This is a genomic window from Alteracholeplasma palmae J233, assembly GCF_000968055.1.
Taxonomy (GTDB): Bacteria; Bacillota_I; Bacilli_A; order Acholeplasmatales; family Acholeplasmataceae; genus Alteracholeplasma; species Alteracholeplasma palmae.
Window position 1 is genome coordinate 500438 of record NC_022538.1, and the last position, 20012, is coordinate 520449.

General features: G+C 28.8%; 18 protein-coding genes. All 18 read left to right on the forward strand.

The window, feature by feature from the left end; all coding sequences use genetic code 11:
• Window positions 1-110 precede the first annotated feature (110 nt).
• The 18 genes from topA (at window position 111) to BN854_RS02505 (ending at window position 19901) form a co-directional block, all read left to right on the forward strand.
• Window positions 111-1943: a type I DNA topoisomerase gene (gene topA / locus BN854_RS02420; protein ID WP_026657198.1), complete on the forward strand. Its 1833-nt coding sequence runs from the start codon at window positions 111-113 to the stop codon at window positions 1941-1943.
• A gap of 214 nt (window positions 1944-2157) precedes the next feature.
• Complete coding sequence (gene tpx, locus BN854_RS02425) at window positions 2158-2658, forward strand: thiol peroxidase (protein ID WP_026657205.1); 501 nt, start codon at window positions 2158-2160, stop codon at window positions 2656-2658.
• Between the two features lie 87 nt (window positions 2659-2745).
• Window positions 2746-3702 carry a signal recognition particle-docking protein FtsY gene (gene ftsY / locus BN854_RS02430; protein WP_026657212.1) on the forward strand — a complete coding sequence of 319 codons (957 nt, stop codon included), beginning with the start codon at window positions 2746-2748 and terminating at the stop codon, window positions 3700-3702.
• Window positions 3702-4016, forward strand: coding sequence for a YlxM family DNA-binding protein (ylxM, locus tag BN854_RS02435; RefSeq protein ID WP_026657218.1), 315 nt, complete (start codon window positions 3702-3704; stop codon window positions 4014-4016). Before ftsY ends, ylxM begins: the two co-directional genes overlap by 1 nt.
• 2 nt (window positions 4017-4018) lie before the next feature.
• Window positions 4019-5434, forward strand: a complete 1416-nt coding sequence (gene ffh, locus BN854_RS02440; RefSeq protein WP_026657224.1) for a signal recognition particle protein — start codon at window positions 4019-4021, stop codon at window positions 5432-5434.
• 147 nt (window positions 5435-5581) lie between these two features.
• The gene (polA, locus tag BN854_RS02445) at window positions 5582-8251 is read left to right on the forward strand and encodes a DNA polymerase I (RefSeq protein WP_026657231.1); all 2670 of its coding nucleotides are present in this window, start codon (window positions 5582-5584) and stop codon (window positions 8249-8251) included.
• An 8-nt stretch (window positions 8252-8259) separates the two neighbouring features.
• Complete coding sequence (gene mutM, locus BN854_RS02450; protein WP_026657238.1) at window positions 8260-9072, forward strand: DNA-formamidopyrimidine glycosylase; 813 nt, start codon at window positions 8260-8262, stop codon at window positions 9070-9072.
• Window positions 9044-9634 (forward strand): dephospho-CoA kinase, encoded by a 591-nt coding sequence (gene coaE / locus BN854_RS02455; protein ID WP_026657244.1) that lies wholly within the window; start codon window positions 9044-9046, stop codon window positions 9632-9634. Before mutM ends, coaE begins: the two co-directional genes overlap by 29 nt.
• Window positions 9635-9646: 12 nt before the next feature.
• The gene (locus BN854_RS02460) at window positions 9647-10825 is read left to right on the forward strand and encodes a DnaD domain protein (RefSeq protein WP_026657252.1); all 1179 of its coding nucleotides are present in this window, start codon (window positions 9647-9649) and stop codon (window positions 10823-10825) included.
• 1 nt (window position 10826) lies between these two features.
• Window positions 10827-11615 (forward strand): AFG1/ZapE family ATPase, encoded by a 789-nt coding sequence (gene zapE, locus BN854_RS02465; protein ID WP_026657259.1) that lies wholly within the window; start codon window positions 10827-10829, stop codon window positions 11613-11615.
• A gap of 81 nt (window positions 11616-11696) precedes the next feature.
• Window positions 11697-12248 carry a DUF308 domain-containing protein gene (locus BN854_RS02470; protein WP_026657265.1) on the forward strand — a complete coding sequence of 184 codons (552 nt, stop codon included), beginning with the start codon at window positions 11697-11699 and terminating at the stop codon, window positions 12246-12248.
• A gap of 273 nt (window positions 12249-12521) precedes the next feature.
• Window positions 12522-14450 (forward strand): threonine--tRNA ligase, encoded by a 1929-nt coding sequence (gene thrS / locus BN854_RS02475; RefSeq protein WP_026657272.1) that lies wholly within the window; start codon window positions 12522-12524, stop codon window positions 14448-14450.
• Window positions 14451-14593: 143 nt separating this feature from the next.
• Window positions 14594-15496, forward strand: coding sequence for an ABC transporter ATP-binding protein (locus BN854_RS02480; protein WP_026657279.1), 903 nt, complete (start codon window positions 14594-14596; stop codon window positions 15494-15496).
• The gene (locus BN854_RS02485; protein WP_045959715.1) at window positions 15483-16787 is read left to right on the forward strand and encodes an ABC transporter permease; all 1305 of its coding nucleotides are present in this window, start codon (window positions 15483-15485) and stop codon (window positions 16785-16787) included. The genes BN854_RS02480 and BN854_RS02485 overlap by 14 nt, the downstream gene beginning before the upstream one ends.
• Window positions 16788-16859: 72 nt before the next feature.
• A complete protein-coding gene (locus tag BN854_RS02490) occupies window positions 16860-17849 on the forward strand; it encodes a P-loop NTPase (protein ID WP_026657290.1) in 990 nt (329 codons plus the stop codon).
• Window positions 17850-17898: 49 nt separating this feature from the next.
• Window positions 17899-18573 carry a RadC family protein gene (gene radC, locus BN854_RS02495; RefSeq protein ID WP_157868338.1) on the forward strand — a complete coding sequence of 225 codons (675 nt, stop codon included), beginning with the start codon at window positions 17899-17901 and terminating at the stop codon, window positions 18571-18573.
• A 10-nt stretch (window positions 18574-18583) separates the two neighbouring features.
• Window positions 18584-18913, forward strand: a complete 330-nt coding sequence (locus BN854_RS02500; RefSeq protein WP_026657304.1) for a hypothetical protein — start codon at window positions 18584-18586, stop codon at window positions 18911-18913.
• Window positions 18914-18947: 34 nt separating this feature from the next.
• Window positions 18948-19901, forward strand: a complete 954-nt coding sequence (locus BN854_RS02505; RefSeq protein WP_026657310.1) for a YcjF family protein — start codon at window positions 18948-18950, stop codon at window positions 19899-19901.
• Window positions 19902-20012: the final 111 nt, after the last annotated feature.

Sequence of the window (20012 nt, forward strand, 5' to 3'; positions counted from 1 at the left end):
AAGTAAAACTATTCACTTTTTGAGATTAAAGGCTAATCTTTTTAACTTGACAATCAAAAAAAGCATAATATAATTAAATGGTATTAAAAACTAAACAAGGAGGTATTTTTATGGCAGATAAAGTCATTATTGTGGAATCTCCATCTAAATCTAAAACAATTAGTAGTTACTTTGATAATAAGGTAACCGTATTATCTTCAAAAGGGCATATTAGAGATTTGGCTATTAGTGGGCCAGGTGGACTAGGAATCGATGTTGAAAATGGATTTATGCCTATGTACCAAGTTATTAAAGGTAAAACGGTATTAGTTAAAGATCTTATTAAACAAACAAAAGGTAAAGAAGTTTATCTTGCAACCGACCCGGACCGTGAAGGTGAAGCAATTGCTTGGCATTTAGCACAAGTATTAAATTTAGATGTTACACAAAAAAATCGTGTTATTTTTAGAGAAATCACAAAACCAGCTGTCTTAAAGGCAATCCAAGAACCATCAGTTATTGATGAACCTTTAGTTGAGTCACAAGAAACAAGAAGAATGCTTGATAGAATTATAGGATTTAAACTATCTAGTTTATTACAAAAAAAGATAAAATCTAAATCAGCAGGACGTGTACAATCCGTTGCCTTAAAATTAATTGTAGACTTAGAAAAAGAACGCGATGCGTTTGTCCCAGAAGAATATCATACAATCACAGCAGAATTTCAAAACTTTAAAGCAGATTATATTATTAAAAAAGACTATAAGATTAAAGCAGAAGAAGCTAAAAGAATCGTAGATGGATCAACAAATCCATTTACAGTTTCTAAGGTAGAAAAAAAGGAAAACAAAAGAAAAGCAAAACAACCTTTTACAACATCCACATTACAACAAGATGCAATTAATAATCTATCTATGTCATCTAGTAGAACAATGAGCGTTGCTCAAAGTTTATATGAAGGTATTGAAATTGAGGGAGAACATGTAGGGTTAATTACTTATATGAGAACGGATTCTACAAGACTTTCAGATATTTTTGTTACAGAAACACAAGACTTTATTAAAAACTATTTTGGAAAAGAGTACCTAGGCGAATATAAAGTTAAAAAAAGTGATAATGCTCAAGATGCCCATGAAGGAATTAGACCTACAAGTGTTTTAAGAACACCTGAATCAGTAGAACAATACTTATCAAAAGATGAGTTTAAACTCTATCAAAGAATTTATCAAAGAGCAGTTTCAAGCTTAATGTCTGATGCAGTATTTAGTCAAACGAAAGTAACCCTTACAACTAACGGATATGATTATTTAGCAGAAGGTGTTATCAGAATGTTTCCAGGATATCAAAAATTATTTGATGATAGTGCAAAAGATAAACTGCTTCCTGATATAAAAGAAAATGAAACGTATAATGCTAAGAAAGTAGAGGCTACACAAAAGTTTACTACGCCACCTGCAAGGTTCTCAGAAGCAACCCTGATTAAAGAATTAGAAAAATTAGGAATAGGTAGACCTTCTACGTATGCTCAAATTATTAAAACCTTAAAAGATCGCTTATATGTTGAATTAGAAGAGAAAAGATTTAAACCAACTAAACAAGGTATTTTAACTTCTGATAAATTAACAGAATTCTTTAGTAACATTATCAATGTTGAATATACATCTAATATGGAAAAAGAATTAGATGAGATTGCTGAACATAAAGTGAATGGTAAAGTATTATTAAAAGACTTTTACGATCGCTTTATTCCAACTCTAGAGTTAGCTGATCAAAAAATGGAAAAAATTGGGCCAGAAGTAACAGATAAGATTTGTCCTTTATGTGGGCACCAATTAGTTATTAGAAGGAGTAAACATGGAGAATTCTTAGGTTGCTCTAACTTTCCTAAATGTAGACATACAGAAAACATAGAGACAAACCCAGAAAATAAAGAAATAATTGAAGAAAATAAACAAAATGAATAAAAAAGTAAGTTTAACTCTTTACAAATTAAATTAAACATGTTATCATAACTATGCATCCGTTATTGGATGCTACTTATCCCCTATTAACGTGTACGCGAGTACACAAAATCCCCTTTAATTTGGTCTTCTAGTCTTTTGCTAGAAGACCTCTTTTTTGCTTTTTTAAAAAAAATAAGATATAATGTATAAGTATAATAAAAAAGGATGGTTAGAAATGAAAACATTCAAAGGTAAAAAAATTACTGTTTTAGGAAGTGTAAAAGCAGTTGGTGATATTGCACCAGACTTTACAGTTCTAAATTCAGAATTAGAACCAGCAAGTTTATCAGACTATAAAGAAAAATATATTGTTTTAAACGTAGTACCTTCACTAGATACTTCAGTTTGTGATTTACAAACAAGAACAGTTAACCAAGAACTTGCAGATAATAAAGATACTTTAGTACTAACAATTAGTAATGATTTACCATTTGCACAAAGCAGATGGTGTGGTAACTCAGGAATTGATAATGTAATTACTTTAAGTGATTATAAAGATTTAGACTTTGCAAATAAATATGGTGTTCTAATTGAAGAAAATAGATTACTTGCACGTGCAATCTTTGTTCTAAATGAAAAAAGAGAAATTATTTATTTAGAATATCTAGATGAAATGGGAAAACACCCTAATTATGATTCATTAATCGAATTTATGAAAAACTTACCAGAAGCTTAAAACTTCTGGTTTTTTCTTTTACCTCAAAGTTATCTTTATAATTTAAATGATAAATGTTATAATAAGATAGAAAATGGAGTTGATGATATGGGGTTTTTTAGTAAACTATTTAAAAAGAAACCAAAAAATGAAAAATATGAATTAGGATTACACAAATCAAGAGAAAGTTTTGATAACCTAAAAAAATTATTAGAAGAATCACCTAAAATAGATGAAGATTTATATGAAGCATTAGAAGACTTATTTATACAAGCTGATATAGGTGTTGAAACAGTTATTTACTTTGTTAATGAAATTAGAAAAGAAGTAGATCTTAAAAATATTACTCAACCTATGGACTTATCTGAGCTTATAGTTGATAAGATGTTTGAACTATACTTAAAGGGTGAATTTGTTGATACAACTTTAAAATATGATGAAAATGAACTGAATGTCTACTTATTTGTAGGTGTGAATGGCGTGGGTAAAACTACGAGCATTGGTAAACTTGCAAAACAATTTAAAAACCAAGGCAAAAAAGTGATGCTTGTTGCTGGAGATACATTCAGAGCAGGAGCTATTGATCAACTCATTGAATGGGGTAAACGTAGTGATACGTATGTTTACTACAAAGAGGCAATGTCAGACCCATCTAGTGTTATTTTTGATGCTTTAAAAATTGCTCAAGATGAAAAGTATGATATCGTTTTATGCGACACTGCAGGTAGATTACAAAATAAAGCTAACTTAATGAATGAACTAGCTAAAATGAAGCGTGTCATTGAAAGAGTTCTACCAACAGGACTTAAAGAAACGCTACTTGTAATAGATGCGACAACCGGACAAAACGGAATGAACCAAGCAGCTGTTTTTAACGAAATAACAGAGGTTACAGGTATTGTCTTAACTAAGTTAGATGGAACAGCTAAAGGCGGCATTGTACTAGCAATAAGACATTTATATGGGTTACCAATTAAATATGTTGGGCTCGGTGAAAAAATAGATGATTTAATCTCATTTGATATTGAAGAATATATATATGGATTATTTAAAGGTTTCTTTTAATGGATAGAGTAGAGAAAACAGAACAACTTAATAATTTATTTGAAATATATCAAGAACTATTAACAGAAAAACAAAAAAAATATTACGAATTATATTATTACGAAGACTATTCCTTACAAGAAATTGCGGAAATTTTTGAGATTAGCAGAAATGCTGTATTTGATCAATTAAAAAAAGTTGAAAAGCATTTAAATCATTACGAAGAAAAATTAAAAATATATAATAATAAAGAACAGAGAATAAAATATTTAGAAAAATATGAAGAATCAAAAGATGAAAAATATTTAAAATTACTCAGAAAGATGGATGAATAATCATGTCAACTACAAGTAATAGTTTAAGCGATAAATTACAAATGACAATGCGCCGTTTAACAGGCCGCGGCAAGTTAGATGAAAAAGATATTGAAGAAATGATGAGAGAGGTAAGACTATCATTATTAGAAGCCGATGTTAACTTTAAAATCGTAAAATCATTTACACAAAGTGTTAAAGAACAAGCATTAGGAGAAAAAATTCTTAAAGGTCTTAACCCAGGACAACAAGTAGTTAAAATCGTTCATGATGAATTAAAAAAGGTCATGGGTGATGAAGCAGAAGGCATTAGATTTAAAATCAATGGAATGACTACTATCATGACAATTGGGCTTCAAGGTAGTGGTAAGACAACAGCGATTGGTAAAATGGCTGTATGGCTAAGAAAAAAAGAAAAGAAAAAGGTTTTAATGATAGCAGCAGACGTCTATAGACCAGCAGCTATCCAACAACTCCAAACAATTGGTAAACAAGTTGATATTGATGTATATCAAGAAGGACTTATTGACGCAAGAACAATTGTAAAAAATGGATTAAAGTATGCATCTGAAAATAAATATGATGTAGTGATTGTAGATACTGCAGGAAGACTTAATATTGATGAAGAAATGATGCAAGAATTAAAAGATGTTAAAGAAATTGTTAAACCAGATGAAATTTTATTAACAGTTGATGCGATGATGGGACAAGAAGCAGCCAATGTTGCTAAATCATTCCATGATCAAATAGGGGCAACCGGAGCTATTCTAACTAAAATGGATGGTGATACTCGTGGTGGTGCTGCATTATCAATTAGAGAAATTTCTAACATTCCAATTAAGTTTTCATCAGCTGGAGAAAAAATGGATAGCTTAGAAGCTTTCCATCCAGAAAGAATGGCTTCTCGTATCCTTGGTATGGGAGATATGCTGACTTTCATCGAACAGGTTACTGATAATATTGATGAAGATGAAGCTAAAAACATGATGGAAAAATTGATGACTGATGATTTTAATTATAATGATTTGATGAAACAATTTAAAATGATTAAAAGAATGGGATCAATGAGTAAACTTTTAGGATTTATACCTGGATTAGGTGCTAAATTAAAACAAGCAAGAACTGCAATTGATGATAAACAATTTGATAAAATGGAAGTTATCATTAAGAGTATGACTGAAGAAGAAAGAAAAAATCCTAAATTAGTGGATCAAAGCAGTAAAAGAAGAGAAAGAATTGCCAAAGGGTCTGGAACTGCAGTCTCAGATGTTAATAAACTAAAAGAAGCTTTAGAAACACAAAAGAAAATGTTTAAAAAGATGGCAAGTATGGATGAAAAGGAACTAGAAAGATTACAAAAGGACCCATCATCACTTATGAACCAAGCACCTCAACCTAAAAAAGGTAAAGGAAAAGGTAAAGGTGGATTCAGATACTAATAAATATAGGTGAGGTTTCCTCACTTTTATTTTTAAAATAATTAATAAAAGAAAAAACTTACTTTAGGTCGAAGTTTTCCACAGTTAATGTGGGTAAAATTATACTCAAAGTATGCTAAAATAGATTTAATAAGGAAGTGGATAATAATGGAACATTTAACATTAGTTGATGGTAACTCAGTAATGTTTAGAGCATATTATGCAACTGCATATCCAGGAGCGGTTCTAATGCAAACAAGTCAAGGCGTTTATACAAATGCAGTTTTTGCCTTTGTTAATATGATGGATAAAATATTAGAACAAACCAATGGACATATACTGGTTGCATTTGATACTGCACACCCTACTAAAAGACATGAAAAGTATCAGGAATATAAAGCAGGTAGAGCGGCTATGCCAGAAGAACTTGCTCAACAAATACCCCTTGTAAAAAAATATTTAGACAAAGCTGGTATTAAACAACATGAACAAATTGGCTATGAAGCAGATGACATTATCGGTACACTTGCTAAAGAAGCGAGTCAAAATAATATAAAAGTTGATGTATACTCAAGTGATAGAGACCTACTCCAATTAGTAGATCAAAATATTACAGTTCATCTTTTAAAAAAAGGAATGAAGGAATTAGATCACTATACACCTGAAAGTCTTTATGAGAAGTATGAATTGACTCATCATCAAATGATTGATTTAAAAGCTCTTATGGGTGATCCATCAGACAACATCCCTGGTATTCCTGGTGTGGGTGAAAAAACTGCAATCAAACTGTTAAAAGAATATGAAACAATTGAAAATTTATATGTCCACCAAGATGAAATAAAAGGTAAAATGGGAGAAAAAATTAGAGAAAATAAAGAACTTGCTTATCTAAGTAAAGATTTAGTAACTATTAATGTTGAATCTCCTTTGCCATTTAGTTATTTAGAGACAGAAAAAATAAAAATTGAAACTTCAGATTTAATTGATTTTTTTAAAGAATTAGAGTTAAAACAACTTGTTGTTAGAATGGCTAATCAAAATCAAAATACTTTATTTAAAGATGAAGAAAAAAGTGATAAAAAGACTGATAAAAGTTTTTCATATGATTTAATTCTAAATGATGAAAAATTAAATGATATAATCTTTAATCACCAAGAACCAATGTCTATACATTTTGAATTTAGTGAACCTAATTACCATAAAGCAGAATTATGGGGGATAGGACTTTCAAATGGAGAAAATACATATTTTATTGATCCTAGCATAGCACTTAATAATCAAACTTTTTTAAATTATCTTAAAAATAAAGAAATTGAAAAATATACATTTGACTATAAGGCAATTAAAGTGTTTTTAATGTGGCATAAAAAAGCTATTCATACTATCAGCTTTGATATGTTATTAGCGGCTTATTTAATTAAATCATCCATTGGTAAGGAAGACTTTACAACGATTACTAGTCTATTTTCTTCAATAGATATTTCATATGAAGAACAAATATACGGTAAGGGTGCTAAAAAAGGTTTACCAGAAAATAAGGAACTATATTATGAACATATTGCTAAAAAAGCTAGTGTTATTTATAAGTTAAAAGATGATTTACTAGAAACCTTAAAAGATCAAAACCAATTAGAATTATTACAAAAAGTAGAAATACCACTTTCAGAAGTACTAGCTTCAATGGAGTTTAGTGGTCTTCTAGTAGATAATAAGGAACTTCTTAATCAAAAAGAAGTATTAGAAAAAAGAATCAATGTACTAGAAGAGTCTATATATAAAGAAGCGGGTGAAACCTTTAATATTTCTAGCCCTAAACAATTAGGTGATATTTTATTTGAAAAGCTTAATCTATCCCAAGGCAAAAAAACAAAAACTGGGTATTCTACAAATGTTGAAGTATTAGAAAAATTAAAAGATGAACATCCAATTATTCCTTATATTATGGAATATAGACAACTTGCTAAACTATATTCTACATATATTATAGGTATTTCACAAAGTATTTTTTCAGATAACAAAGTGCATACAATATTTAATCAAGCTCTAACAACAACCGGACGTCTATCTTCAATTGAACCGAACTTACAAAATATTCCTATTAGAACAGAAGAAGGAAGAAAAATTAGAAAAATATTTGTAGCAGAGAAGAATCATTATTTACTAGGTGCCGACTATTCACAAATTGAACTAAGAGTATTAGCTGATATTGCAAATGTTAAACATCTAAAAGAATCATTTTTAAATAATGAAGATATTCATAAAAGTACAGCTCAAAAAGTTTTTCATGTAACTGATGTTACAAGTGAACAAAGACGCCAAGCTAAAGCTGTAAACTTTGGAATTATCTATGGCATTGGAGCATGGAGTTTAGCGGAAGATATTCATGTGAGCCCAAAAGAAGCACAAATGTTTATAGATAGATATCTTGAAATATATCCAGAAATAAAACAATATATGCAAGATACAGTTGAATTCGCAACAGAAAATGGCTACGTAAAAACATTAATGAATAGAAGAAGATATATTCCAGAAATTAATTCTAAAGTATTTATGCAAAAAGAATTTGGTAAAAGAAACGCAATGAATGCACCTATTCAAGGAAGTGCAGCTGATATTATTAAAGTTGCGATGGTAGATTTATTTAAGTATTTAGAAGAAAATGACAAAAAAAGTAAAATCATTCTTCAAGTACACGATGAGCTCATCTTAGAAGTACCTGAGGAAGAATTAGAAGAAATGAAAGAGTTAGTACCTGCTATTATGAAAAAGGCTGTAAAACTTACAGTATCATTAGAAACATCATGTGATGTTGGAAAAAATTGGTATGAACTAAAATAGGTGAAAAGATGCCAGAACTACCAGAAGTTGAAGTTGTTGTACAAACATTAAAATTACAACTCATTAACCAAACAATTATAAAAACAGATGTTTTTTATGAACCTATTGTAGAAAGTGCAATGGAGTTTAAAAAAATAGAAGGCAAAAAAATACTTGATATTAGTAGAAAAGGAAAGTATTTGATTTTTATTTTATCTGATGATCTAGTTATAGTTGGACATTTAAGGATGGAAGGCAAGTTTTATTTAAAAAAAATAGACGAACCTATTTTAAAACATGAACATTTTATGTTAACATTATTCAATGGAATTACAGTGAGATATCATGATTTTAGAAAATTTGGTAGATTTGTTGTTCAAAATAAACATACTTATTTAAAAGAACAACCTCTAGTTAAACTTGCTAATGATCCTAAGGATATATCTTTTGATGATTTTTATGAAAAAGTGATTAAAAGAAAAACAGAAATTAAAAAAGTGCTACTTGATCAAACAGTTATTGCGGGACTTGGTAATATATATGTTAATGAAGTTTTATTCGCATCTAGAATCCACCCAGAAAAAATAGCTGAAACGCTCACAAAAAAAGAAGTTAAAAGCATTTTAGAAAATGCCATCATGATTTTAGAAAAAGCAATCTCTTTAGGTGGGACTACTATAAGTACGTATGAGTCCAGTTTGGGAGTACATGGAAAGTTTCAAAATAACCTTTTAGTCCACGGCAAAGAAAAACAAGCATGTCCTATTTGTCAAACAACAATTACTAAGATTAAAGTTGGAGGTAGAGGAACCTATGTCTGCACAACCTGTCAAAAAAAATAAATTAATTGGATTAACAGGTGGGATTGCTACTGGCAAGACAACTGTAAGCAATTATTTAGAAAATAAAGGATACTATGTGATTGATAGTGATAAAATAGTAAATGAACTCATGAACACAGATGAGATTTTAAATGAAATGAAAAAATTTCATGTTGTTGAAAATAATACAATTAATAGAAAAGCATTAGCTGATATTATTTTTACTGATTCAAAGAAAAGAGAAAAAATCAATCAAATTATCCACCCAAAAGTTTTTAATGAAATAGAAAAAAGAATTACAGCATATCAAGACCTAAAACCTATTTTTATTGATATGCCGTTATTAATCGAAACAGGATATTATAAAAAAGTAGACGCTATTTTATTAGTATATACAACAAAAAATATTCAAATTGAAAGATTAATGAAAAGAAACAATTTAAATCAAAAAGAAGCTGAAATTAGACTTAGTGCTCAAATGCTAATTGATGAAAAAAGAAGTTATGCAACACATATAATTGATAATTCTGGAACAATTTTTGAATTAAATGAACAAATTGATGATTATTTAAAGAAAGTATAAGGCAAATTAAAAATGAAAAGACATACATTTAAAACAATGATATCTGCTGACTTATCAGCTGATGACCATAAAGTACTCGTTTTATTATATCAACCCATTATGGGGATTAACTCATATAGTTTATATTTGAGTCTTTTTCATTTAGTTAATAAGCAAAACTATAAGTCAGATATACAAACGCATTCTTTTTTATTTGATTTACTTAACATTAAAGAAGAAGAGTTTACTGCTGCTAAAGACCAATTAGAAGCTCTTAATTTACTTGAAAGTTATGTAAATAAAACAGAACATATTTATGTATTAAAAAATCCTTTATCAGCTAAACAGTTTTTATCAGATACTATATTTGGACAATTCTTATTATGTGAAATTGGCGAAAATATGTATTTAAATCTAACGAGACAATTTGAATTAGAAAAAGAAGATTTTAGTCAATTTAAAAATGTAACGAAACAATTTGATGATTTATATGAGTTTAAACCAATTAATATCAAAGATAATAGTAGTTACATTGGCAGAAGAAATAATGGCGGAGTATCTTTTGAAAGTAACTTTGATTATGAAAAATTTACTGAATTACTTCCGGAAAGATTGAAAAAACCAATTCTTGTCAATTGGAAAACAGTTGAGTACATTAATAAATTAAGTTTTGTCTATCAAATTGATGAAAGAGAAATGTCAGAAATATATATACAAGCAGCAACTCCAAATGGTGATGTTGTCTTAACTCAGTTGAACCTTAAAGCAAAAAATTATTATGATCAAATCTCTAATCATTCACAAACAATTATAGATAAGAAAATAGATGATTCAACAGTTGAAATGATTGAATATTTGAAAAAAGCAACACCACAAAGAATTATTAAAAATTACTGTAAAAATAATTATCAAGCAGTAGCAAGCGATACTGTTATGCAACTTATGGAACGAAATCAAGTAGAATTAGGTGTTATTAATGTTCTTCTTATACATATTTTAAAATATAAAGATGGCATTTTACCTAATATTAATTATTTAGAAAAAGTACTTGAAACATGGTCTACTAAAGGAATTATAACAACTGAAGCTGCCTATAATTTAATTACTGAAAAAGAAACATTGGAAAAATCTAAAACTCATAATAAAAAATCAAAAGATCCAGAATGGTTAGATGACTATCTAAAAGAACTTGATAAATGGGGGACAAACTAATATGAAATTAGAAGAAATAAGACAAATAGTAAAAAATAACCCAGAAACTAGAGATTTAGAACTATCAGACACAGATCTAATTACTGTTTATCAATACTTAGAAAATAAAAATAATCTTAAAAATGGATACAAAGAAGTATTAAAAACAAAACCTCATATTCATATTGTTTTAGTACCGACTAAAGAAAAAAAAGAAGCTCAAATTAAAGATTATCTTAATAGACAACAAGAAATATTTGAAGGAGATGTCTTCATTCAAGATGCCTATTTAGATGAATTTAGAACTGATACCCCTAACAAAGAAAAAGCGTTAGAACATGTTAAAAAATTTATAAGTGAATATCCTAAAGTTGATAAAGGGCTATATTTATATGGTCCTTACGGAACAGGTAAAAGTTACCTTCTTTCTGCCATGGCTAAAGAGCTAACCAAAAATAATCTTAATGTACTATTCATCTTTATGCCAGATTTAGTTAGAAGTATTAAAAATGATATGCAAAATGGTATATTAGAAAAAAGAATTAACCAACTTAAACAATGTGACTGCTTAATATTAGATGATTTAGGTGGGGAGAATGTATCTGATTGGTTTAGAGATGAAATATTATTTCCTATTCTACATTATAGACTATCTGCACACCTTCCTGTTTTTATAACAACAAATCTAACGCCAAAGCAATTAGTAGACACTTTAGCGCAAACTAAGAATCCAGACGCAAAAGTAAAATCAGCTAGACTTATCAGAAGAGTGGTTGATTTAACAATTGCATGTGATTTTGGTAACGTTTAAAACAGATTTATGAAGTATTTTGTTTGAAAAATTTCATTAAAAGTGTTAAATTTAAGTATAACATTTTATCAGGAGGATAATATGAACAAGTTAAATTTAAACAGAGTTTTAGAATTTATCAGTGGGATTGCGCTTTTAATTATGGGTATATTATCACTATTTAGCAGAATATTCACCTTAGAAGTTGTTTCATATATGACAGTTTACTCAATACTTTTTTATGGTATTTTACAAATAGCTTTAATATTTAAAGCAGACAAAGATAAAAAGTCTACCCACTTAATTTTAGGTATTTTATTAACAACACTTGGTTTTGTCTCACTTTATAATATGGGATTAACAAAAGTAACAGTTGTTGTTTATACATATATCTTCTTTGGTATTTCATTTATTGTAATGTCGGCTACTTCGTTAGTAAATCATATTCAAAATATTAGAAAACACAATTTAATTATAGGTATACTATTAATTGTTTTCAACTTACTATTATTAGTATTTAGTATTAACTTATTCTTCACACCAGCTGCAGAAACAAGAGTTATCTCAATGTTTATTGCCCTTAACTTAATCTTTGCAGGTGCTAGTGCAATTGGTAATTCAGTTAATGAAAATTTAGAACCAAAAGATTTATAGTTATTGACAGTAAACTAAATTGTGCTATAATTAAACCAACAACAGAGAAAAGGACACGATTATCTTAAAAAAAGCGACGTAGAAGGGTGAAAGCTACGATATAAGATTAATTACTACCTTGGAGTTGGTACCGAAAGGCTACCCGGTTTCCCCGTTATAGGAATTTGAGGGCTGGATTTATCCAGAACTAAGGTGGTACCGCGAATAATAATCATTTCGTCCTTAGATATTTTATATCTAAGGATTTTTTTATGCAAAAAAGGAGAATAGAAAATGATCAAAATTACATTTCCTGATGGAAGTATAAAAGAATTTAACAAAGGCATTACAGCTTTAGAAGTTGCACAGTCTATCTCTATTAGTCTAGCTAAAAAAGTTTTAGCAGCTGTTTTTAACGAACACTATATAGAATTGAACTTACCACTTAATGAAGATGGATCATTAGAATTATTAACAGAATCAGATAAAAGAAGTTTAGATATTATTAATCATAGTACAGCACATTTAATGGCTCAAGCAATTAAAAGACTTCATCCACACGCAATGTTTGGTGTTGGACCATATATCAAAGAAGGTTTTTACTATGATGTTGATTTTGGTGATGATAAATTTTCAGATGAAGAATTACCAAAAATAGAAAAACTAATGCATGAAATAGCTGCTGAAAACATAGATATCGTAAGAGAAAATGTCACATATGAACAAGCCAGAGAAATATTTAAAGATGACATCTATAAATTACAAATTATTGAAGATTATAAAAACGATCAATTAAGTGTTTACAGACAAAAAGAATTTGTTGACTTATGTCGTGGTGGTCATTTATTAAATACTAAGTTAATTAAGCATTTTAAAATATTAAACTTAGCTGGTGCTTACTGGCGTGGGGATGTTAAAAATAAACAATTAACTCGTATCTATGGAACTTCATTTTATTCTAAAAAAGACTTAGATGCACATCTAGTTTTATTAGAAGAAAGAAAAGAACGTGACCACAGAAAATTAGGGAAAGAATTAGATATCTTCATGGTTCAAAAAGAAGTTGGTTCTGGTCTACCATTCTGGTTACCAAAAGGTGCGACTGTTAGAAGAATCATTGAAAGATATATTACTGATAAAGAAATAGAATTAGACTATTTACATGTTTATACACCAATTATGGCAAATGTTGAGTTTTATAAAACATCTGGACACTGGGATCACTATAAAGAAAACATGTTCCCTCCAATGGACTTAGGAGATGGTGAACAACTAGTCTTAAGACCAATGAACTGTCCACACCATATGATGATTTATAAAAAAGATTTACACAGTTATAGAGAATTACCAATTAGAATTGCCGAACTTGGTATGATGCACAGATATGAAAAATCAGGAGCTTTATCTGGATTACAAAGAGTACGTGAAATGACTTTAAATGATTCACATATTTTTGTTAGACCTGATCAAATAAAAGAAGAGTTTAAAAGAACAGTAAGTTTAATCTTAGAAGCATATAATGATTTTAATATTAAAGATTATCGTTTTAGATTAAGCTATAGAGATCCACTAGATACTGAAAAATATTTCCCAGATGATGAAATGTGGGAAAAAGCTGAAAGTGTCTTAAAAGAAACAATGGATGAATTAGGAGTACCTTACACAGAAGCAATCGGAGAAGCGGCATTCTATGGTCCTAAACTAGATGTTCAAGTTAAGACTGCTTTAGGTAATGAAGAAACATTATCAACTGCTCAAATAGATTTTTTACTCCCTCAAAAATTTGACTTAACTTATGTTGGTGAAGATGGTAAAAATGATCATAGACCAGTTGTTATTCACCGTGGTGTGGTATCAACAATGGAAAGATTTGTTGCCTATTTATTAGAAGAATACAAAGGCGCATTCCCATTATGGTTAGCTCCAGTTCAAGTTAAGTTGATACCAGTATCCTTACAAGCACACACAGAATTTGCTAAAGAATTACAACAAAGATTAGCTAAATCCAAAGTTCGTGTTGAAGTAGACGTTAGAGATGAAAAACTTGGTTATAAGATTAGAGAAGCACAAAGCCTAAAAATACCTTATCAATTAGTTGTTGGAGATAATGAAGTTGAAAACCATAGTGTAACTTATAGAAAATATGGAAGTACAGAACAAATAAACGTGTCTATTGATGAATTTGTTCAGTTATTAGAAAAAGAAATTAACGAAAAAAGATAAATAAAATATAGTGGAAAGATCTTTTAATTAAGATCTTTTTATTTTTTATAATAGAAAATAATTTTAAATAATAAAAAGTAATTGAAAACTTAAATTAATGTAGTATAATGAACTTATAAGAAAATAAAGAAAGAAGGAATAGTATGCTAGAAGTAGTTAATGCAAAACTCATGTATGGTGATTTTACCGCAGTCGATGGACTAAGCTTCAGTGTAAAAAAAGGCGAAATATTTGGTCTTTTAGGAGCCAATGGTGCTGGTAAAACCACAACTTTCAGAATGATTATGGGGCTTTTACAACCAACTGAAGGATATGTTAAATATGATGACAAATATGTAAGTTATGAAACAGTTGATAAAATAGGATATATGATTGAAGAACGTTCATTACTTACAAAGATGACTGTTAAAAACTTAATGCTTTATTATGGACAACTTAAAAATGTTTCGAAAGAAGATATTTTAAAAAGACTTGATATGTGGTTAAATAGATTTGGAATTGCCAAATATAAAGATAAAAAAATTAAAGAATTATCAAAAGGTAATCAACAAAAAATACAATTTATTTCAGCCCTTATCAATGAACCTACCCTTTTAGTATTAGATGAACCTTTCAGTGGATTAGATGTTATTAATGTGGAACAATTTGTAGAAGTCATTAAAGAATTTAAAGATAAAGGCGCAACCATTATCTTTTCATCTCATCAAATTGATCATGTCGAGTCATTTTGTGAACAATTACTTGTCCTACAAAAAGGTAAACCTATTTTAGAAGGTCAAATAAAGAATATTAAAAAAGAATATAAAAAACACAATATTAAAGTTGTAGGAGATGTTGATGTTTCTAAACTGCTTAAGATTAAAGGCGTTTATGATGTTGTCTCAAACTCAAATGAGTATATTGTAAAAATTGAAGGCTTTGAATATACCCAAAGTGTATTTGACTATGTAGCAACATGTAAAAATGTAACTAAGTTTATTGTAGAAGAAGCATCATTAGCTGAAATATTTATTGCGAAAGTAGGTAATTCATATGAAGAAATTTAAGTATTTATTTATGTATGGACTTAAAAAAAGAATACTAACTAAATCATTTTTAATTTCAAATATAATAATAGGTGTGCTGATTCTAGCGTTAACACTTGTCCCATCATTTATCAATTTAGCAAATAATAATACAGAGCCTGTTTCAAATGAAGTGACTGGAGAAGTCTATTATCATATTAATGAAGCAGATCAAGAATATTTTGATGAAATTATCAAACATGCCAAAGAACAAACTGAAAAAAATCAATTTGTTTGGAAAGTTGAAACCAAAAAAGCTACTTTTGATGCTAATCAATATTACGCTGATGAAAAATATGAAAAAAGCGTACTAGTAGTCTTTGTTAAGACAAACGACAAATATTCAATTAATTACTATGATTATAATGCCAATACTCAACTATCTTCAGTTTTACAAACTTCATTGGTTGAATTAAACCGCATTATTTATCAGAAAGAAACAAACACTAGTTACGATAAAATCGAAAATACAACAGTTATACCGATAGAAAATGAAAATCAAAGTAAAAAAGAAATAGAAAAAGTAGTTGGTAGCGCCGTATCTAGTATACTTATTGTACCAATGTTTATCTTAGTAATTATGGGAATCCAATTTATTGGGACAGACATTATAGAAGAAAAATCTACTAAAGCAATTGAAGTTATTATCGCAAGTGTTCCACCTAAAACTCACTTTTATTCAAAAATTGCCTCTACAATATCATTTTTAGCAATACAACTATTAATTATTTTATCTTTCTCAATGCTAGGTATTTTAATTAATTCACTTATAGGCAATGCCACAAATTCTGGAATATCTTGGGGACAAATCTTAGGTGATAAAACTCAAATGATCGCGGTAACTATTTTACTTACAATTCTATTTGCGTTATTAGGAACCTTACTATACTTAATATTTGGAGCATTCTTAGCATCTGTAGCGGTGAATCAAGAAGATTATCAACAAGTACAATCACCAATCATGATGATTCTTATGATAGGATACTTTGTTTCTATAGCAGCTAATTCTATTAATTTACCTATTCTAACTAAGATACTTGCATATATTCCATTTACCTCAGCACTAACAGCACCAGGAGCATATTTTTCCGGGACAATAGGAATAGTAGATGTTGTGATAAGTATCATTATTCTAATTGTTACAGTCATTTTAGTTACTTATATTTTAGCGCCAATATATAAAGCTTCTATCTTAAGCTATGATGATGGTAAACTATTTAAACGTATCAAAAAAATTATCAAAAGTTCAAGAACAATGAAAGTTAAAAAATAAGTATTTAAGGTGTAGCGATTAAGCTACACCTTATTTTTATGTTATACTATTAATAGATATTGAGGTGTTAGAATGAGTGAAAAAAAATTATATAATGCACTAGGCTTAATTATTGATCCTTATTACGATAAAAACTTAGCAGAACTTGACTCTATTAAGATATTTAATATTGAAAATGATATTGTAGATATTAAAATTGCATTAGGCAATAAAACAAAAGATCAAGAACAAGTCAAATTAGAAATAGCTAAATTAGTTAAAATAACATTTAGTTATAAAGGGGTTAAAATAGAAGTTATTGATAGTGATAGAAAGGCTCTAATAAAGGAAGAAAAGTATATTTATATAGGGATTGCCTCAGGTAAAGGTGGGGTAGGAAAGTCAAATGTAACAGCGAACTTAGCGGTTGCTTTTAATAGATTAGGAATTAAAACAGGGGTTATTGATGCAGATGTCTATGGAGCAACAATACCTTACTTATTTTCATTGCCTATTAGTCCACTAGATGTCACAGATGATGATAAGATAATACCTGCTAATAAAGAGGGTGTACAAGTAGTTTCTACAGAATTTTTTATGCCAGAAGATAAACCAGTATTATGGAGAGGGCCAATGCTAGGTAAATTATTAACTCATTATTTTAATGAAGTTGCCTGGGAAAATGAAACCAAATTGATATTAATAGACCTACCTCCTGGAACAGGTGATATTGCACTAGACATAAAAGAATACGTTCCAACATCTAAGATGATTATTGTTACAACTCCATCACTAAGTGCTTCACATGTTGCGATTAAAGCTGGACTAGCAGCACAAGAAATGAATCATGATATTATTGGTGTAATTGAAAATATGAGTTATTTTTATGATGCAGAACATAAAAAGTATCATTATTTATTAGGCGAAGGTGGTGGCAAGAAAGTTGCTGAAAAACTAGAAACAGAGTTATTAATACAACTACCGATGCAAGAAAATAGTGATAAAATATATGAGAATAATCATATGAACGCTAAGATGTTTTTAGCACTAGCAGATAGAATAAAAAAAATACTAGAATTATAAAAGAAAAACAATTAGATCACACTATCATAATAATATGAGAAAAGGTGATATGATGATCAGTGATATGCCACGTGAAAGATTAGAAAAATTAGGGGCATCTGCTTTAAAAACAGAAGAGTTGATTGCTATACTACTATCAACAGGAACAAAAGAAACTAATGTATTTGATTTATCTAAACAAATACTAGAAAAACTACTTAGTTTAGATGAACTCAAAAACTTAACTTATGAAGAGCTCTTAACAATTAAAGGTATAAAAAAAGCAAAAGCTTCAAAAATAATTGCGGCAGTAGAACTTGGAAGAAGACTCAGTTATATTGGAAATGAACATAAACATAAGCTCAATCATTTAGAAGATGTATACAAACTAGTTTCCTATGATTTAAGTAATAAGGAACAAGAACACTTTATGGTTATTTATCTTAATAGTAAAAGTGAAATTATACAGAAACAAACAGTTTTTATTGGCACAATTAATCAAACAGTGATTCATCCAAGAGAAATATTTAAACAAGCAATTAGATTAAACTCGGTTGCAATTATATGTTTACACAACCATCCAAGTGGTAATTCAGATCCTTCAAGGGCAGATATAGAATCAACTAAAAATTTAGTTTTAGCATCTGAACTTTTAAATATTAGTTTGGTTGATCATTTAATAATTGGTAAAAACGAATATTATAGTATTCTAGAAAAGAAAAAGTATTTTATAAAAAACACATAGGGGAGATTAGGTGAAAACTTATTTAGAATTTCATGGTGAAACAAGAGTCATTAATATTGAAGAAGAATTACTTAAGATTTTTAAAAAAGAAACAAAGCATTTTAAAATTTTAACTGGGTATGGCAAAAGCACAGGAGTATCAAAATCACGACAAAAAGTTTTAACGGTACTCAAAAAAAGTATGGAAAATGGTAAAATTAAAGGATACTTTCCGGCAGATGTAAAGTTTAAATTATTAGACCAAAAATCAATTTATTTTGAATCTAAATTAATTTATGAACAGTATATTAAAAAAGATAGTGATTATGGAAATCCTGGTATTATTTATGTATTCTTATAAAAAAATATGAAATTTTTATGAAAAGAGGGAAGAAATGAAAAAAGAAAAAACGGCTAGAAAGTTTTGGTATGCTATAGCAATCGGTGTCGTGATATTATTTTTACTGATATTAATCAGTAGTGTTTTATCCGTTGGGGAGCGATTAAGTAAAATACATGCATATATAGCATATGCATTTTATGGTATTGCATTTATATTAACGTACTTACTTATTATTAGACCGGTTCATATAGTTCTTTTTTCTCCATCTTTTTCGGTAGAAACAACCTTAGATAAGACAAGTAGAAGAGGGTTTAGAATATATAAAAAGGTTGCTAAAAGACTTTTAGAACAAGAAGATATACCAGAGGCAAGCAAAGAATCTATTAGAAAAGCCATGGATAATAAAGATGAATTAAGAGAAGTCCTAAACCACACATATAATCATTATATTAAAAAAAGAATTAATAGGATTGTAAAGAATCATGCAAAAACGGTAATGATTTCAACCGCAATCAGTCAAAATGGAAGATTAGATTTCTTTACAGTGATTGTTGTTAATTTAAGAATGATTAAAGAAATTGTATTAGTTTGTGGCTTTAGACCTTCTTATAAGAATTTAGCTAAACTTACAATCAATGTATTTACAACTGCACTGATTGCTGAAGGACTTGAGAATATAGATATTCAAGATATACTACCACAAAGTACAATGAATACGCTGGGGGAAATACCTCTAATTAAACCAGTTTTATCCTCAGTAACTCAAGGAATATCAAACGCACTCTTAACCCTAAGAATAGGCATAGTGACAAGAAAATATTTATTTTCAGATGCCCAAGAGATAACAAAAGAGACAATTAGAAGAGGTGCATTAATTGAAGCTGCTAAATTGTTACCTGGAGTAATAGCAGAAGGCATCATATTATTCCCTAAAAAATTATTTGGATTATTTAACTTTGGTGGCAAAAAGGATAAAACATCTGATGAAAATATAGATAAAGAATAAGTGAAAGCTATAATTAAATTTTCAGGATAATTGATTTTTTAAAATTTAAAAGTAAATTATAGATATCTTTAAAAAATATTTGACAACATTTACAAAAAAGTGTATAATGTT

Coding starts and splice junctions, on each gene's coding strand:
- topA (WP_026657198.1), top strand. CDS start 111: ATGGCAGATAAAGTCATTATTGTGGAATCTCCATCTAAATCTAAAACA.
- tpx (WP_026657205.1), top strand. CDS start 2,158: ATGAAAACATTCAAAGGTAAAAAAATTACTGTTTTAGGAAGTGTAAAA.
- ftsY (WP_026657212.1), top strand. CDS start 2,746: ATGGGGTTTTTTAGTAAACTATTTAAAAAGAAACCAAAAAATGAAAAA.
- ylxM (WP_026657218.1), top strand. CDS start 3,702: ATGGATAGAGTAGAGAAAACAGAACAACTTAATAATTTATTTGAAATA.
- ffh (WP_026657224.1), top strand. CDS start 4,019: ATGTCAACTACAAGTAATAGTTTAAGCGATAAATTACAAATGACAATG.
- polA (WP_026657231.1), top strand. CDS start 5,582: ATGGAACATTTAACATTAGTTGATGGTAACTCAGTAATGTTTAGAGCA.
- mutM (WP_026657238.1), top strand. CDS start 8,260: ATGCCAGAACTACCAGAAGTTGAAGTTGTTGTACAAACATTAAAATTA.
- coaE (WP_026657244.1), top strand. CDS start 9,044: ATGTCTGCACAACCTGTCAAAAAAAATAAATTAATTGGATTAACAGGT.
- BN854_RS02460 (WP_026657252.1), top strand. CDS start 9,647: ATGAAAAGACATACATTTAAAACAATGATATCTGCTGACTTATCAGCT.
- zapE (WP_026657259.1), top strand. CDS start 10,827: ATGAAATTAGAAGAAATAAGACAAATAGTAAAAAATAACCCAGAAACT.
- BN854_RS02470 (WP_026657265.1), top strand. CDS start 11,697: ATGAACAAGTTAAATTTAAACAGAGTTTTAGAATTTATCAGTGGGATT.
- thrS (WP_026657272.1), top strand. CDS start 12,522: ATGATCAAAATTACATTTCCTGATGGAAGTATAAAAGAATTTAACAAA.
- BN854_RS02480 (WP_026657279.1), top strand. CDS start 14,594: ATGCTAGAAGTAGTTAATGCAAAACTCATGTATGGTGATTTTACCGCA.
- BN854_RS02485 (WP_045959715.1), top strand. CDS start 15,483: ATGAAGAAATTTAAGTATTTATTTATGTATGGACTTAAAAAAAGAATA.
- BN854_RS02490 (WP_026657290.1), top strand. CDS start 16,860: ATGAGTGAAAAAAAATTATATAATGCACTAGGCTTAATTATTGATCCT.
- radC (WP_157868338.1), top strand. CDS start 17,899: ATGATGATCAGTGATATGCCACGTGAAAGATTAGAAAAATTAGGGGCA.
- BN854_RS02505 (WP_026657310.1), top strand. CDS start 18,948: ATGAAAAAAGAAAAAACGGCTAGAAAGTTTTGGTATGCTATAGCAATC.